Origin of the sequence: Clostridium beijerinckii (assembly GCF_008705175.1) — a bacterium.
Classification (GTDB): Bacteria; Bacillota; Clostridia; order Clostridiales; family Clostridiaceae; genus Clostridium; species Clostridium beijerinckii.
On the sequence record NZ_CP043998.1, the window covers coordinates 637,065 to 653,740 of the forward strand.

At 31.3% G+C, this 16,676-nt stretch carries 15 protein-coding genes; 14 read left to right on the forward strand and 1 reads right to left on the reverse strand.

Translation table 11 applies throughout. The features are described 5' to 3' along the window. Positions 1-26 precede the first annotated feature (26 nt). The 14 genes from F3K33_RS03140 to F3K33_RS03205 all read left to right on the forward strand — a co-directional run bounded on the left by F3K33_RS03140 (position 27) and on the right by F3K33_RS03205 (position 14,726). Complete coding sequence (locus F3K33_RS03140; RefSeq protein WP_023973699.1) at positions 27-2,909, forward strand: sigma 54-interacting transcriptional regulator; 2,883 nt, start codon at positions 27-29, stop codon at positions 2,907-2,909. Positions 2,910-2,927: 18 nt separating this feature from the next. Next, positions 2,928-3,374 (forward strand): PTS sugar transporter subunit IIA, encoded by a 447-nt coding sequence (locus F3K33_RS03145; protein WP_023973698.1) that lies wholly within the window; start codon positions 2,928-2,930, stop codon positions 3,372-3,374. Between the two features lie 58 nt (positions 3,375-3,432). Continuing rightward, positions 3,433-3,735, forward strand: a complete 303-nt coding sequence (locus F3K33_RS03150; protein WP_017209707.1) for a PTS sugar transporter subunit IIB — start codon at positions 3,433-3,435, stop codon at positions 3,733-3,735. 31 nt (positions 3,736-3,766) lie between these two features. Then, positions 3,767-5,185 (forward strand): PTS galactitol transporter subunit IIC, encoded by a 1,419-nt coding sequence (locus tag F3K33_RS03155; RefSeq protein ID WP_023973697.1) that lies wholly within the window; start codon positions 3,767-3,769, stop codon positions 5,183-5,185. A 385-nt stretch (positions 5,186-5,570) separates the two neighbouring features. Next, entirely contained in the window at positions 5,571-6,638 is a 1,068-nt protein-coding gene (locus F3K33_RS03160) for a galactitol-1-phosphate 5-dehydrogenase (protein ID WP_034850487.1), read from the forward strand. Between the two features lie 13 nt (positions 6,639-6,651). Further along, complete coding sequence (locus F3K33_RS03165; protein ID WP_023973695.1) at positions 6,652-7,470, forward strand: transketolase; 819 nt, start codon at positions 6,652-6,654, stop codon at positions 7,468-7,470. Further along, the gene (locus tag F3K33_RS03170) at positions 7,470-8,387 is read left to right on the forward strand and encodes a transketolase family protein (RefSeq protein WP_023973694.1); all 918 of its coding nucleotides are present in this window, start codon (positions 7,470-7,472) and stop codon (positions 8,385-8,387) included. The genes F3K33_RS03165 and F3K33_RS03170 overlap by 1 nt, the downstream gene beginning before the upstream one ends. Before the next feature lie 15 nt (positions 8,388-8,402). Continuing rightward, a complete protein-coding gene (gene rpe / locus F3K33_RS03175; RefSeq protein WP_011967896.1) occupies positions 8,403-9,062 on the forward strand; it encodes a ribulose-phosphate 3-epimerase in 660 nt (219 codons plus the stop codon). Between the two features lie 31 nt (positions 9,063-9,093). After that, the gene (rpiB, locus tag F3K33_RS03180; protein WP_023973693.1) at positions 9,094-9,537 is read left to right on the forward strand and encodes a ribose 5-phosphate isomerase B; all 444 of its coding nucleotides are present in this window, start codon (positions 9,094-9,096) and stop codon (positions 9,535-9,537) included. A 26-nt stretch (positions 9,538-9,563) separates the two neighbouring features. Further along, a complete protein-coding gene (araD, locus tag F3K33_RS03185; RefSeq protein ID WP_011967898.1) occupies positions 9,564-10,253 on the forward strand; it encodes an L-ribulose-5-phosphate 4-epimerase in 690 nt (229 codons plus the stop codon). A 133-nt stretch (positions 10,254-10,386) separates the two neighbouring features. Continuing rightward, positions 10,387-11,922 carry a phosphohexomutase domain-containing protein gene (locus F3K33_RS03190; RefSeq protein WP_023973691.1) on the forward strand — a complete coding sequence of 512 codons (1,536 nt, stop codon included), beginning with the start codon at positions 10,387-10,389 and terminating at the stop codon, positions 11,920-11,922. A 58-nt stretch (positions 11,923-11,980) separates the two neighbouring features. Continuing rightward, positions 11,981-12,646 carry a ribulose-phosphate 3-epimerase gene (locus tag F3K33_RS03195; RefSeq protein WP_236888026.1) on the forward strand — a complete coding sequence of 222 codons (666 nt, stop codon included), beginning with the start codon at positions 11,981-11,983 and terminating at the stop codon, positions 12,644-12,646. Positions 12,647-13,038: 392 nt separating this feature from the next. Continuing rightward, a complete protein-coding gene (locus F3K33_RS03200) occupies positions 13,039-13,872 on the forward strand; it encodes a deoxyribonuclease IV (protein ID WP_023973689.1) in 834 nt (277 codons plus the stop codon). A 173-nt stretch (positions 13,873-14,045) separates the two neighbouring features. After that, positions 14,046-14,726, forward strand: coding sequence for a peptidylprolyl isomerase (locus F3K33_RS03205; protein ID WP_017212525.1), 681 nt, complete (start codon positions 14,046-14,048; stop codon positions 14,724-14,726). 99 nt (positions 14,727-14,825) lie between these two features. Here F3K33_RS03205 and F3K33_RS03210 read toward each other — a convergent pair whose 3' ends face one another. Beyond that, positions 14,826-16,622: a carbon starvation CstA family protein gene (locus tag F3K33_RS03210; RefSeq protein ID WP_023973688.1), complete on the reverse strand. Its 1,797-nt coding sequence runs from the start codon at positions 16,620-16,622 to the stop codon at positions 14,826-14,828. Between the last annotated feature and the right edge of the window lie 54 nt (positions 16,623-16,676).

Below are 16,676 nucleotides of genomic sequence, written 5' to 3' on the forward strand. Positions count from 1 at the left end.
TTTAATTTGCGAGAGGAGATATTATTATGGATTTAGAAAACAAACTTATAAACATCATTAATACCGAAAATAAAAAAAATCCACTGACTGATGTTCAAATGGCTAAATTCTTGGGTGTAGCTAGAGAATCAATAACCAATTTAAGAAAAGAATTAAACATAGCAAACTCTAGGCAAAGGCGATATCCATATTTAAAGGTGGCAACATCAACTATATTGAAAAAAAATAAAGACATTGCAGTATCTGAGCTTACTAGAGAACTATTGGCTGAAGGATTTGATGTTTCAAGAAGAATTGTTGAAGAAATATTAGAAAAAGATAATTTTGAAGTTAATAAAGTTAAAGTTGAAAAAGAGGAAGTAACAGATCCTTTTGATTGCTTAATTGGAAGTAATGGAAGTTTGAAAAATTCTATCGAACAAGCTAAATCAGCAATTTTATATCCACCTAGAGGACTTACAACATTAATAGTTGGAGAAAGTGGAGTTGGTAAGAGTAAATTTTCTGAATGCATGTATGAATTTGCAAAGAAAAAGAAGGTTATAAAAGAAAACGCTTCGTTTGTTGTATTCAATTGTGCTGATTATGGTGACAATCCACAATTATTATTATCACTCTTATTTGGACACAAAAAAGGTGCATTTACAGGCGCAGATTCAGATGCATCTGGATTAGTAGAAGAAGCGAATGGAGGAGTACTTTTTTTAGACGAGATTCATAGGTTACCTCCGAAAGGTCAAGAAATACTCTTCTCTATTATGGACAGAGGAAAATTTAGAAGATTGGGTGAAGCCAATTCAGAAAGAAAAGTTAATTTAATGTTGATTGGAGCAACCACTGAAAATGTAGAAGCTAATTTACTATTAACATTTAGAAGAAGGATACCAATGGTAATAAAAATTCCTTCTCTGCATGAAAGATCAATAAGAGAGAAGATTGATATCATCTATAATGAATTTCAAGCAGAGTGTAATAGAATAGATGCTAAAATTTTTGTTGATAAAAAAGTAGTAGAAATACTCGCTCTAAAAAAGTTTAGCGCTAATATTGGTCAATTGCAGAATATGATTCAGGTTTTATGCGCAAGAGCTTTTATGACTTTCATAAATAAGGAAGATATAAATAAAGAATCATTGATAATAGATATGAATCAAATATTAAAGATAAATGATTCGTTTCAAGATATAAAATTTCAGGATATTAATAGAGCAGAGATACGAAAATATGTAAAGGATTCTATATTTATTCCATTTATGTTGGAAAATCAATTAAGAGAAGAATCAACAGAAGTTAGTGAAAGCGCGTTTCCAGAGGATATATATAGGCAGATTGAAAGAAAATATTACGAACTTAAGAAGATAGATATACAAGAAGCAGATATTGAAAGTATTCTCTGGGCATTTATACAAAATAGTTTTACAAATATAGAAACTACTTTTAATTATGAAAAATCATTTTCTATGAATGATTTAAGAAGCTTTGTAAGTGAAGATTTATTAGATTTTATAGAAACTTTTATGGAAGAACTAATTAAAGAGAATCCATCATTAGAAATAAATAAAAATGTATTTAAATACTTAGCTATCCATGTAGAGGAAAGCATTAAAAGGATAAGGTTAAAACAAAAGATAATAAATGTAGATAAAATTATAAGCGATACAACTTATGAATATGAAGTAGCTAAAAGATTTGCTATGGGAGTTGAAAAAATAAAAGACATAGAAATACCTAATGATGAAATTATATTTATAGGACTGTATATAAAAGCAGCACTAAAATCTGAAAATAAAAGAGATAAAGTTGGATTAATGATAATTTCTCATGGAAAAATAGCTACTGCTATAACTAATGTAGTTAAGGAACTTTTAGGAATAAGATTTCCTGTAGCAATAGATATGCCTTTAGATGAGAATCCAATCAATATATATAACAAGGTAGTTGAACTATCAAAAATAATAGATCAGGGAAAAGGCGTGCTCTTCTTAGTAGATATGGGTTCATTAAATAATATAGGAGATATAGTTAATAAAAGAACTGGAATAAAATCAAGAACAATGGATAGGGTAGACCTTATAATCGCATTAGAAGCAGCTAGAAAGATTTCAATAGGAGAAGGGAATCTTGATGAAATATACTTTTCTTTAATGAAGGATAGGCTTGGTCATAGATATTTTATGGAAAGTGTATCAGATAAACCAAAAGCAATAATTTCATTATGTCTAACTGGTGAGGGAATGGCTAAATATATAAGTAAGAGTTTAATGGATAAATATAGTGATGTAAACTTCTATGAAATGAGTGCACTAGATGAAGAATTATCAAACAAGATAGTTAAATTAAAAGAAGATAATAATATATTAGCGGTCATAGGAACTATGGATCCAGAAATACAGGGAATAAATTTCATACCGTATGATAAAGAAATCTTAAATAATTTAAATATAGATTCATTAGTAAATAAAAGTGAAGAACTAAAAAAATATGAAAGGATTATAGATGAAGATTTGTTGATATTTGAACCAGATATATATTTCAAAAAGGATTTATTGGAGTATGTTTGCTCAATACTTATAAATAATGGAAGTGTAGATAAAGAGTATTTATCATCTGTTGTTAATAGGGAAAATTTAGCTCCAACATATCTAAAGGGAGAAATAGCTGTTCCACATGGAGAGTCTTCATACGTAAACAAGACAAGCTTTGTGTTTATCAAGTTAAAAAGTCCAATTGATTGGGGGGTTGGAAATGTAAATATAATATTTATGCCAGTTTTTAAAGCAAATGATAAGGTAATTGTAAAAAACACACTAAAAATTTTAGAGGATAAGATTTTCATAGAAAATATGAAGAATAGTTTAACTGAGTTGGAATTTAAAAATATAATTTTAAACAAGTTTAAAGAAATATAACAAATAGGGGGAATAACAATGAATTCAGATTTAATTGCATTAAATTTAGAAGTAAAAAACAAAGAAGAGGTCATACAGGAATTAGGAAAGAGAATGTTTGAAAAGGGATATGTTAAGTCTACTTACATAGATGCTGTTCTAGAAAGAGAAAAGACGCTGCCTACAGGACTTGATATCGGAGAAATGTGTGTAGCAATCCCGCATACCGATTCTAAGCATGTAAATGAATCTAATGTAGCACTAGCTGTTCTAAAGAATCCAGTAGAGTTTAGAAATATGATAGATCCTAGCAAAAAAGTTGAAGTAATGGTTGTATTTTTATTAGCTATAAACGATCCTGATTCTCAGGTAACTTTGCTAAGCAAGCTAATGTCAGTTTTTCAAAATGTGGAGTTATTAAAGCAGATAAAGAGTTCATCATCTACAGAGGAAGTAACAAAATTATTAGAATGTATAGGAATATAGTACTTAAAATTATAAAAGATTTTAAGTTTATATAATAAATTTTTGGGAGGAATATATTATGAAAAATGTCAACGTATTATCAGTTTGTGGCTCAGGTACAGTAACATCATCAATGGTCGCAGGAAAAGTTAAGGAAACATTAAAGGAAAAAGGAATAAACTCATCTACAACAGAAGCAAGACCAACAGAAGCATTAAATTTAGCACAGTCAGGAAGGTTTGACTTTATTGTTTATACAAGTCCACTACCACCTGGGGATTACAAGATACCAACTATCAATGCATTTGCATGCCTTACAGGAATAGGAGAAGATAAGTTTTTTGAAGACGTATTCAAAACAGTAGACGAACTAAACAAATAGTAAAATATTATTAATAATGGGGGAATTAAATATGTTAGCATTTCTTAAATCAATAATTGACACATTTGGGTCAGCAATAATAGTTCCGTTTATTATATTTGTAATAGCAAAAGTTTTCAGAATATCAACTAAGAAATCATTTCTTTCTGCTATATATGCTGGTGTTGCCTTGCAGGGCTTTTCACTAATATTGAATTCATTTACTCCAATAGTAACACCGGTTATTAATAGAATGGTTGAAAGTACAGGGGTCAATCGTCCTGTGTTTGACGTAGGCTGGCAAGCTACATCGCTAGTTGCTTTTTCTTCAAGTGCAGGTATGATATATCTTGGACTAGGAATTCTATTGCAGACTGTATTATTTCTAATAAAGTGGACAGATGTTTTTCAACCATCAGATTTATGGAATAATTACTCATACATGGTTTGGGGAGCTATGGTTATAGGGGTAACAGGAAGCTTTCCTTTAGGAATAGCATGTATGGTTTTATTGAATCTATACAGCTTACTAATATCAGAATTAGTAGCAAGAAGATGGTCAAATTATTACAGATATCCGAATTGTACAATAATAGCTATGCATAATGTAGAAGCATCAATATTTGCAGTTGCTATAGATCCAATATATAACGCATTAGGATTTAATAAGATTAAACTGAATCCACAACAATTAGAAAAGAAACTAGGATTTTTTGGTGAACCTATGACGCTAGGATTATTTTTAGGAATGTTTATAGGTATATTAGGTAATGTTGCAAGAATAGGAACTATGGAGGCATGGGGAGAAATATTAAAATTAGGTATTGCAACTAGTGCAGTTATGGCTATTTTCCCTAAAGTTGCTAGTATGTTTGCACAAGCATTTTCACCTATAACAGATGGAGCAAGGAAATTCATGCAAAATCAAGGAAATCGTGATTGGTTTATAGCAGTAAACGATGCAGTAGGATATGGTGAACCAGCAACATTGATATCAGGGTTAATATTAATACCATTTATGCTTGTATTAGCAATGATACTTCCAGGAAATCAAGTATTACCTGTAGTTGATTTACTTGCACTTCCATACATGGTTCAAGGTTTAGTTGCTGTATATAACGGAAATATATTTAAAGTTTTACTTTCAGGTATAATATGGTTTGGATTAGGGTTATATGTATGTACATTTACAGCGCCATTGTTCACATCGATGGCAGTTGGTGTGGGTGTAGCTATACCAGCAGGTGCTATGATGATTACAAGCTTTAATATACTAGGAAAACCTTTAATGGGATTAGTATTCTTTGCATTCTTAACAGGAAATCCAGTGTTTATTGCAATTGCGGTGGCAGTATATATTGCTTTATGGGCATTGTTTAAGAAGAATAAAAATGCGATTGTTGATTATTTAGAAAGACAAGCTGTGAAGAATATAGGGGAAGATGGGGCAACTCCGAGCATGGCAAGTTAATATAGAAAAATAAATTAAGTGAAAAGTATTCTGTTTAGTAGATAGTCATAGTTGATCTACTGATCAGGATACTTTTTTATTCTTTAGGAATTTATATTTCAGTAAAATCTATGGAAGATGTACTCCTTAAGGGTATAACTTAAAAAAGTTTGATTGAGTAGTTTTTATATTTAAAAAAGAATAGAAAAGAAATCTTATTCGCTTTAACAAAGATAGGTCACAATAGAACCATATGATTTTACAATTTATCATAATGTAATGAGTTTTATAAAATGTAATATAAATCAATTTAACACTTTAAATATAAGGCATATAAAGAAATTAAAATTACTTTTTTGTATGGCACGGAAATTGCTTTATATATTTTCAGAAAGATAGAAAGGGGATGTTTATAGTGACAAATAAAATGAAGGCTTCATTATTATATGGAATAGGAGATGTTAGATATGAAATTGTAGATATACCAGAAATTTCATCTAATGAAGTGCTAGTAAAAGTTAAAAATGTAGGTATATGTGGTTCAGATCTACCAAGAAGTATGGTAAGTGGACTTAGTGGAGGAGCAAAATATCCGATTATATTAGGTCATGAGTTCTCAGGTGAAATAAGTGGGGTAGGATCGGATGTCAAAAATATTCAAATAGGAGATAGAGTTGCAGTTGCACCTTTAGTTCCTTGCGGAAAATGTATTTACTGTAAATCTGGAGATTATGGATTATGTACTGATTATCACATTATTGGAACAAGAGTAAATGGAGCTTTAGCTGAATATGTCAAAGTGCCAGCGGATCATATATTAAAATTACCAGATAGTTTAGATTTTGAAACTGCTGCCGGAATTGAACCAGCAACTATAGCATACCATGGACTAGCAAAAGCAGGTATTAAGGTAGGTGACAGTGTAGTAGTTTTAGGGTGTGGGCCAATAGGTCAATTTGCTATACAATGGGCTAAGGTTTTCGGAGCATCTAAAATTATAGCAGTAGATATTTTTAATGAAAAATTGGAGCTTGCTAAAAAATTAGGAGCTAATTATTCAGTCAATTCGAAGGAATCTGATGTTGTGGCTGAAATTAAAAAGATTACAAGTGGTGGAGCTGATGCGGTAATAGAGACAGCAGGAAGCAAATTTACTCAAGAACAAGCCTTACTTATTTCTAAAAAGAAAGGAAATGTGGTATTTGTAGGAATATCTCATACACCACTACCATTAAGTGAATCAGCAACAGAAAGTATATTAAGAGGAGAATTAAAAATTCAAGGATCTTGGAATTCTTACACACAGCCATATCCAGGGAATGCTTGGCATGCAACCGTTGATTTTATGGGAAAAGGAGAGATTGTATTTAAACCTATGATTTCTCATAAGATAAAACTTGAAGAGGTTGGAGAATATTTAAAGAAGATGGCAAATAGAGAAATTAATTTCAATAAAGTAGTAGTAGAAATATAGGTGGTGAATAGTTATGAAAGAAAATTTAAAGAAAATATCTAATAGCATTAGAATGAACATAATTAAAAGTGTATCAGCAGCAAAATCAGGTCATCCAGGTGGATCATTATCAATTGCAGATATTTTAACTGTTTTATATTTTGAAAAGATGAATATTGATCCTAAAAATCCTAAAGACCTAAATAGAGATAGATTTGTATTATCAAAGGGGCATTCAGCACCAGCATTGTATTGCACCTTAGCAGAAAGAGGATACTTTCCTAAAGAAGAGCTTTTAGGGTTAAGAAAATATGAGTCAAATTTGCAAGGACATCCTGATATGAAGAAAGTAATAGGAGTAGATATGTCTACGGGATCACTAGGACAGGGATTATCAGCTGCGAATGGAATGGCATTAGCAGGTAAATTGGATAAGAGTAGTTATAGAGTTTATTCAATATTAGGAGATGGGGAAGTACAAGAAGGGCAAATATGGGAAGCTGCAATGAGTGCTGCACACTATAAACTTGATAACTTAACTGCTTTTCTTGATTTAAACGGATTGCAAATAGATGGATCTAATGAAGAAATAATGAGTATAAGTCCAATTGACGAGAAGTTTAAATCATTTGGATGGAATGTTGTAACTATAGATGGACATTGCATTGAAGAGATAAGTAAAGCTATAGACGATGCTAAGGCTACAAAAGGTAAACCAACAATTATAATTTGTAAGACAGTTAAAGGCAAAGGCGTTTCGTTTATGGAAAATAACGTTAATTGGCATGGATCGGCACCAAATAAAGAAGAAACTGAAAAGGCACTAGCTGAATTAGAAGGAGGGGAAAAATAATGGGAGTAGCAACAAGAGAAGCGTATGGACAAGCATTAAAGGAGCTAGCATTAGATAATAATGTTGTTGTATTAGAAGCAGATTTAGGAAAAGCAACTAAAAGCATTGAGTTTAAGAAAATTGCACCAGAAAGATATTTTGATATGGGAATATCTGAAGGAGATATGATTGGAACTGCGGCAGGTCTTGCTACATGTGGAAAAATACCATTTGCAAGTACGTTTGCTATGTTTGCAGCAGGAAGAGCATTTGAACAGATAAGAAATTCAGTAGCATATCCTAAATTAAATGTTAAGATAGTGGCAACTCATGCAGGTATAACTGTTGGTGAAGATGGTGGAAGTCATCAAGCAATAGAGGACATATCTTTAATGAGAAGTATCCCTAATATGGTTGTATTAAGTCCAGCAGATGTTATTGAAGCAAAAAAAGCAATATTTGCAGCGAAAGAATACAGTGGGCCAGTATATATAAGATTAGGAAGAGCAGCAACTCCAGAAATACACACTGAAGATTATGAATTCAAGATTGGGAAAGGTGAAATCCTAAGAAATGGTGATGATGTGGCTATAATTGCAACTGGAATAATGGTAGCAAAAGCTTTGGATGCGGCTCAAATATTAAGTGAACAAGGTATTAATGCAACGGTTGTTAATATTTCAACTATAAAGCCATTTGATAGTAGCTTAATTGTTGAGGTTGCAAAAAGAGTTGGTAAAATCGTAACAGTAGAAGAGCATAGCATAATTGGAGGGTTAGGTTCAACTGTTGCAGAGGCTTTAATTGAAGAGTACCCAGTAAAAATAAAGAGAATTGGTATAAATGATGAGTTTGGAAGATCAGGTAACGCCGAAGTTTTATTAGAAAAATATAATTTAACAGCAGAACATATAGTTGAAACAGTAAAATCAATTTAAAGGCAGGGATATAGTATGGAAGTTAAATTATCACCTTCAATATTAGGAGCAAATTTCTTAAAACTCGAAGAAACTATAGTAAAACTTAAAAAGCAGGGAATTAAAGAATTACACATAGATATAATGGATGGACATTTTGTACCTAATATTGCTTTTGGAATAGATCAAATTAAGATGATTAAACAAATTGCTTGTGATATAGAATTAGATGTACACCTAATGGTAACAAATCCAGAGATATTCATTGATGCGTTAGTTGAAGCTGGTGCGAATACAATAACAATACATCAAGAATCTTCTCCACATATATATAACTTAATGTATATAATTAAGAGTTTTGGGATAAAAGTTGGGGTAGCGTTAAATCCGGCAACACCAATAAATACATTGAAACATATAAGTCATATGGTAAATAAAATATTAATAATGACTGTAGAACCAGGATTTGGAGGACAAAGCTTCATTGAGCCTATGATGGAAAAGATTAATGAAGTGAGTAATTTCATAAAAAGCGAAAATATAGAATGTGAGCTTCAGGTTGATGGAGGAATAAATTTAGAGAACATAGGTAAAGTTGTTGAAAATGGAGCAACTAATATAGTAGTTGGATCAGCAATATTTAGAGAAGAGGATATTGATTCAACAATAAAAAGATTTAGGGAAGCAATACTTTAACTAAGCTTATAAAGTGAAGGAGCTGAAATACATGATAGCAATAGGGGCAGACCATGGAGGATATAAATTAAAAGAATTTATCAAGGGATATTTAGATAAAAACTCAGTAGAATATATCGATGTTGGCACATTTTCAGAAGACAGTATAGATTATCCTCAGATAGCTATGGATGTAGCAAATAGGGTATCTATAGGAGATTGTGAAAAGGGAATACTTTGTTGTGGAACTGGTGTTGGTATGTCTATCGTAGCAAACAAAATAAAAGGTGTAAGAGCAGCATTAGTTGGAGATAGTTTTACTGCGAAAGCTACCAGAGAGCATAATGATTCTAATGTACTTTGTTTAGGTGGAAGAGTAATTGGCGAAGAATTAGCTTTAATGATAGTAGATATTTGGTTATCCACAGAGTTTATAGGTAAGCATCATGTTAATAGACTCAATCAAATAAAAGAAATAGAAGAAAAATTTAAATAATATATTAATTAGGAGAGTGATTATTAATGTTAGAAGAATTAAAGAAACAAGTTTTAAAGGCAAATTTAGAATTACCAGCAAAGAAACTTATAACTTATACATGGGGAAATGTTAGTGGGATTGATAGAAGTACTGGATTAGTGGTAATAAAACCAAGTGGCGTTGAGTATGATAATATGACTTTAGAAGATTTAGTAGTTGTAGACTTAGAAGGAAACGTAGTTGAAGGTAGTTTAAAGCCTTCATCAGATACACCAACACATTTAGAACTATATAAAGAGTTTGATGAAATAGGTGGAATTGTTCATACACATTCAACTTGGGCTACTATATGGGCGCAAATAGGAAGAGCTATACCAGCTTGTGGAACAACACACGCAGATTATTTTTATGGAAGTATACCATGCACAAGGAAAATGACTAAGGAAGAAATAAGTAGAGCTTATGAAAAGGAAACAGGAACAGTTATAATTGAAGAAATAACAGGAAACAATCCGTTACACTGTCCAGGTGTAGTTGTAAATGATCATGGTCCATTTGCATGGGGAAAAAATGCAGAAGAAGCTGTCCATAATGCCGTAGTCATGGAAGAAGTTGCGAAGATGGCATATTTCACTGAATTGTTGAGTCCAGACAATATTATGGACAAGATGCTTATGAATAAGCACTTTTTAAGAAAACATGGTAAAAATGCTTACTATGGACAAAGCAAGTAACTTCCTTTAAAAGCAAGATAGGAGAATATGCTTATTTTCCTATCTTTTTATCTAGGTTATAGATATATGGAATTAAAGAAGTATCCTTTTTTGCGGGGAAATTATGCATGGACAAAAATGGGGAGGGTTTATTATGCTGCAAGAACTTAAAAGACTACAAAGTGGAACGGATATAAGGGGAATAGCTATAGAACATGAAGGAACTAAAAATCTTACGCCTAATTTAGTCAATAATGTCGGGTTTGGTTTTGTAGAGTGGCTTAAAAAAACTAAAGGACTCAGTAATAAAAATATAAAAATAGCAGTTGGCATGGATTCAAGGTTATCTGGACCAGAATTGAAGAAATCATTAATAGAAGCTTTAGTTGATTCAGGTTGCAATGTTTATGATTGTGGAATATGTACAACTCCTGCAATGTTTATGACAACTATACTAGAGAATTATTCATGTGATGGAGCTGTAATGATAACAGCAAGTCATCTTCCGTATTATTATAATGGATTGAAGTTTTTCACTAAAGAAGGTGGTGGTGAAAAAGAAGATATTGAAGACATAATTGAATGCTCTAACTTAGCAGAAAAGAAATGTATTACTAAAGGATTAGTTGAAACAATCTATTTTATAGATGTTTATTCAAACATCTTAGTTGATAAGATACGAAAGAACGTAAATTCAAAAACAAATTATGAGAGACCTTTAGAGGGAACCAAAATAATTGTAGATGCAGGAAACGGAGCAGGTGGTTTTTTTGCATATAAAGTTCTAGAGAAATTAGGTGCGAGTGTTGAGGGAAGCCAATTTACAGAACCAGATGGAAATTTTCCTAACCATATTCCTAATCCAGAAAATGAAGAAGCTATGAATTCTATAAAAGAAGCAGTACTTAATAATAAAGCTGATTTAGGAATAATTTTTGATACAGATGTAGACAGAGCGGCTATAGTTAGTAGTGATGGAAAAGAAATAAATAAAAATGCACTTATAGCATTGATATCTTCAATAGTGCTAGAGGAAAATCCAAATTCAATTATCGTTACAGATTCAGTAACCTCTACTGGACTTTCAGATTTTATAACTAGTTTAGGTGGTATCCATCATAGATTTAAAAGAGGATATAAGAATGTAATAAATGAATCTAAAAGGTTAAATAAAGAAGGAAAATTAAGCTGTTTGGCAATAGAAACATCAGGACACGCAGCTTTAAAAGAAAATTACTTTTTAGATGATGGGGCATATTTAATAGCCAAAATACTAATTAAGATGGCTAAGTTAAAAGATGAAGGAAAAGAAATATCAAGCCTTATAGAAAATTTGAAATATCCTAAGGAAAGTATGGATATGAGAATAAACATAAAGAGGGAAGATTTTAAATCATATGGAGAAATGATAATAGAAGGCTTGAAGAAATATGCAGATCATGTGAATGGATGGACCATTGAACCTAAAAATTATGAAGGGATAAAGATAAATTGCGATAAAGAAAATGGAGATGGCTGGCTATTGTTAAGATTATCGCTGCACGAGCCTGTACTGCCACTAAATATAGAATCGGATTCGGAAAACTCTATTAACATAATATTAGAAAGATTAATGCCATTTTTAAGAAAATATGAAGATTTGAACTTAGATAACTTTAGCAATATATTTGAAGTACAATTAAAAAAATAATAAGGGCATTTTGGACTTGTTATTTTCTTTCATATGCCTTAAATGATTTTTGATTGGAGTGATTGTATTGAAGATAGCAGCCTCAATAATGTGCGCGAATCAATTAGAACTTCATAGTGAACTAAAAAAATTAGAAGATGCAAAGGTTGATTTATTACATTGCGATGTAATGGATGGAGTTTTTGTTAACAATTTAGCTATGGGACCTTATGTATTGGAACAAATAAAAAGTGTTACCAATATTCCTCTAGACATACACTTGGCAACTGTAGACACACTGAAATATATAGATATGTATAGCTATCTAAATCCAGAGTATATATCATTTCATATTGAAGCAAGTAAAGATGTAGAAATAGATATAAAGAAGATTAAATCAAAAGGAATAAAAGCATCAATTGCTATAAGTCCAGAAACGTCATTAGAAAGCGTAAAACCATATTTACAGGATATAGATATGATTCTTGTTATGACTGTTAATCCTGGTTTTTCAGGACAAAAGTTTAATTATAAAGTTCTTGATAAGTTAGATGAATTAAATAAATATTTATCAACACTTAGTAATAGACCATTAATAGAAGTTGATGGATGCATAAATAAAGAGACAGTTAAGGAATTAAAACATAAACAAATAGATGTTTATGTTTTAGGTACATCTGCATTATTTAACAATAAAATAGAGGATTATAAATCTAAGATAAATGAAATAAAAGAAATTAAATAATAATTTTCGCCAGTATTTAAGTATAAACCAATAATCACATACAAGAATATTAAATAGTATAATCATGCTTTCACAATTTTAAATTTTTATTAAAACTGCTACAGAGAAATTTTTGTAGCAGTCTTTTTTTCATGAAGATATTTATATATGTTGCTATAATAAATTTACAATTAGGACTATAGTAAGCTAAGCGTTAAAATAAGATTGTAATTTAGAAACTTGAGTGTAATATATATTTAGGGGGCGTAAAGAGAAAAATTTATAATAAAGAGAGATTATAATATTTAAATTTGAAGGAATATAAAAATATTATATAGGCAAAAGTACATGTAGTAATTAAAATAATATTATGAAGATATATTGCATTACATAAGATACGGGGAGGAAATACAATGTTAAAGATAGGTTGCCATTTATCTGCTTCAAAAGGATTCAAGAATATGGGAGAAGAGGCTATTAGTATAGGCGGAAATACATTTCAATTTTTTACTAGAAATCCAAGAGGTAGTAAAGCAAAGACTATAGATGAAACAGATATAAAAGAATTTTTAAAGTTAGCAGAAGAAAATAATTTCTCTAAAATATTAGGTCATGCACCATATACATTAAATGCTTGCTCTGCAGATGAGAACACAAGAAATTTTGCAGTAGAGATAATGAAGGATGATTTAGAAAGGATGGAGTATATTCCTAATAATCTTTATAATTTTCATCCAGGCAGTCATGTTAAGCAAGGTGTGGAGATTGGAATTAAATATATTTCAGATATGCTAAATACAGTTCTTAAGCCGGAACAAACAACTACTGTATTGCTAGAAACAATGGCAGGAAAGGGCACAGAAATTGGACGCACATTTGATGAATTAAAAGAGATTTTAAATAATGTAGAATTATCACATAAAGTAGGTGTTTGTCTTGATACGTGTCATGTTTATGATGCAGGGTATGATATTGTTAATAATTTAGATGAAGTAGTAGAACAATTTGATAAGATAATTGGCTTAGATAAATTATGTGCAATACATTTAAATGATAGTATGAATCCATTTGGAAGTCATAAAGACAGGCATCAAAAAATAGGAGAAGGTTCTATTGGATTACAGGGAATTAAGAATATTATTAATCATCCAATGTTATGCAATTTACCATTTTTCCTTGAGACACCAAATGAGCTTGACGGATATGCAAGGGAGATAGAATTATTAAAGAGTATATATCAAAATTAAAAATATTTATTAATAAAATTATATGATGTGTATAGCGTAATTTTACTAATCAAATTGCATAATGAATAAAAAATAGTAATATAGCAATATTACTTCTATAATAAATATTAAGTAATATAGAGAATTATGATATACTTAAGCTGTCAAAATATACATAAAAGGTGGAAAAAGTTATGAGGATCACGAAGAAGAAAAGTTTTGTTTTTATAACAATTATAATGGGAATATTTTTATTGGTAGGTTGCGGAAATAAAAATGCTAGCAATGGAAAAGGGGAAGCAGATAATTCCTCTAAAACAAGTGAAAGCAATGAGGCAACTCCATCAGCAAATAGTAAGGACCTGCCAATAGCTACTATAAAAGTAGAAGGATTCGGAGAAATTCAAGCTGAATTATATCCGGAAATTGCTCCTAATACTGTTAACAACTTTATATATTTAGCCAATAAAGGCTTTTATAACAATTTAAAATTCCATAGAGTAATTAAAGGGTTTATGATCCAAGGAGGAGATCCTAAAGGAAATGGAACCGGTGGGCCAGATTATTCAATTGAAGGGGAATTTACTTCTAATGGTTTTGCAAACAGTTTAAAGCATACAAAAGGAGTATTATCTATGGCAAGAGCACAAGACCCTAACAGTGCAGGAAGTCAATTTTTTATAATGTCAGGAGATGCACCAAATCTTGATGGAGAATATGCTGCTTTTGGAAAAGTAATATCAGGGTTAGATATAGTAGATAAAATTCAAAATGTAGAAACTAATTCTGCTGATGCACCTAAAAAGGATGTTGTAATTACATCAATAACTGTTGATACAAAAGGTGTTGAATACAAAGAACCGAATAAAAAGTAAATTTAAAATGTAGCTTAGAATCTAAGAATAAATGATTTAGTGGAGACTTATATGACTAATATCAATCATATAAGTCTCCACTAAAATTTTATCAGGCATTTATTGGATAGCTTGAGTAATGGAGTTTATTTTATCACTGGGATGCTTATTCCAATTATTTTTCCAAGATTTAATACATTCATATAGGATTATAATTAACATAGCAAGTATTATAACTGATAACACGGTTAATGTAGTCTTACCATTTGGAATATAGTTATTAAAGATATTTTCAATAGAAGCTGTTGAAGTTGTTATAGCGATAAATATCATAGGTAATATTGTTATAGGGGTATATTTCTTCTTGCCCATCTCTATAAGTACAGAAGTTCCGATTGCAAAAGCAATTGCGGCAAGAGTTTGATTGGCGACTCCAAATAGAGGCCAAATAGTTGAAATGTTACCACTATAAAGTAAGGCTCCCCAGCTAAGTGACATTAATGCACTGAAAAATACTAGATTAAATTTAGAATCTTTTCTAGCAAGTGGTTTGTACATTTTGCCAAAAAGATCTTGTAATAAATATCTTCCAATTCTTGTTCCTGAATCTATAGTTGTTAAAATAAATAATGCTTCAAACATTATACAGAAATGATACCAATAAGACATTAAGGTTGATGCACCAGGTAGCTTTTGGAATACATATGTCATACCAACGGCTAGAGACACAGATCCACCAGGCCTTCCAGCAAGTTTCTCACCAACAAGTGATTCGAGCATTCCTAAATCTTTTGGGACCAAATTTAATTTATCAAAAACTTCTGGCAAAGAGTTTATGGCAAAATAGTCAGCTGTAGGCAATGAGGTAGCTGCAATCAATGCCATTAGGGAGACAAAAGCCTCAAGTAACATAGAACCATAACCTATTGGAAGAATATCTTTTTCGCTCTTTATTAGTTTTGGAGTAGTTCCAGTGCTAATAAGTGAATGGAACCCAGATAGCGCACCACAGGCTATTGTTATGAATAAAAACGGGAATACTTTACCGCTAACAACCGGACCACCACCATGAACGTATTGAGTTAGTGCAGGCATTTCTAAATTTGGTCTGACTATTATTATACCGATAACTAAAGCACCAATAACTCCAAGTTTCATATAAGTACTTAGATAATCACGAGGTAATAATAATAGCCATACAGGTAAAGCCGCAGCACAGAATCCATAGATTACTAATATTACAGATAGTTGTTTAGTATCAAGAGTCAAAAAATTACCAAGAGTTGTACCTTCAATTTGTGGCCCAAAGATGACCGCAAGCATTATTAAGGCCATACCTATTATAGTAGCCTCACCTATTTTACCAGGTCTAATGTATTTTAAATAAATTCCTATAAAAATTGCAATTGGAATAGTAGCCCCAACTGTAAATGTACCCCAAGGGCTATTATAAAGCGAGTTAACGACTGGCAAGCCAAGACCTGCCATTGTAATTATTAATATGAAGATAACTGAAATGGAAGTAATAAAGCCAATTCTTTTTCCTAATGTATGTTTTGCAATTTCTGCTATGGACTCACCATTAAACCTAACTGATGAGAAAAGCATTATCATGTCATGAACTGCACCTGCAGCAACGGAACCAATCAATATCCAGAGAGCACCAGGAAGGTAACCAAACTGGGCGGCTAAAACGGGTCCGATAAGAGGCCCAGCTCCTGCAATAGCCGCAAAGTGATGACCTAGCAGAACCCACTTATTTGTTGGAACATAATCCTTGCCATCATTGTATATTTCTGAAGGAACTTTTTTAGATTCGTCTAAAACCAATACCTTTGCAGCAATGAAAGCGCCGTAGAATCTGTATGATAGTATTAGAATTAAAGCACCAATAATAACTAAAACAATAGAATTCATATCTACATCCCCTTTGTGTAAATGTTTTCTTACATATATAATCTAACATCAGAA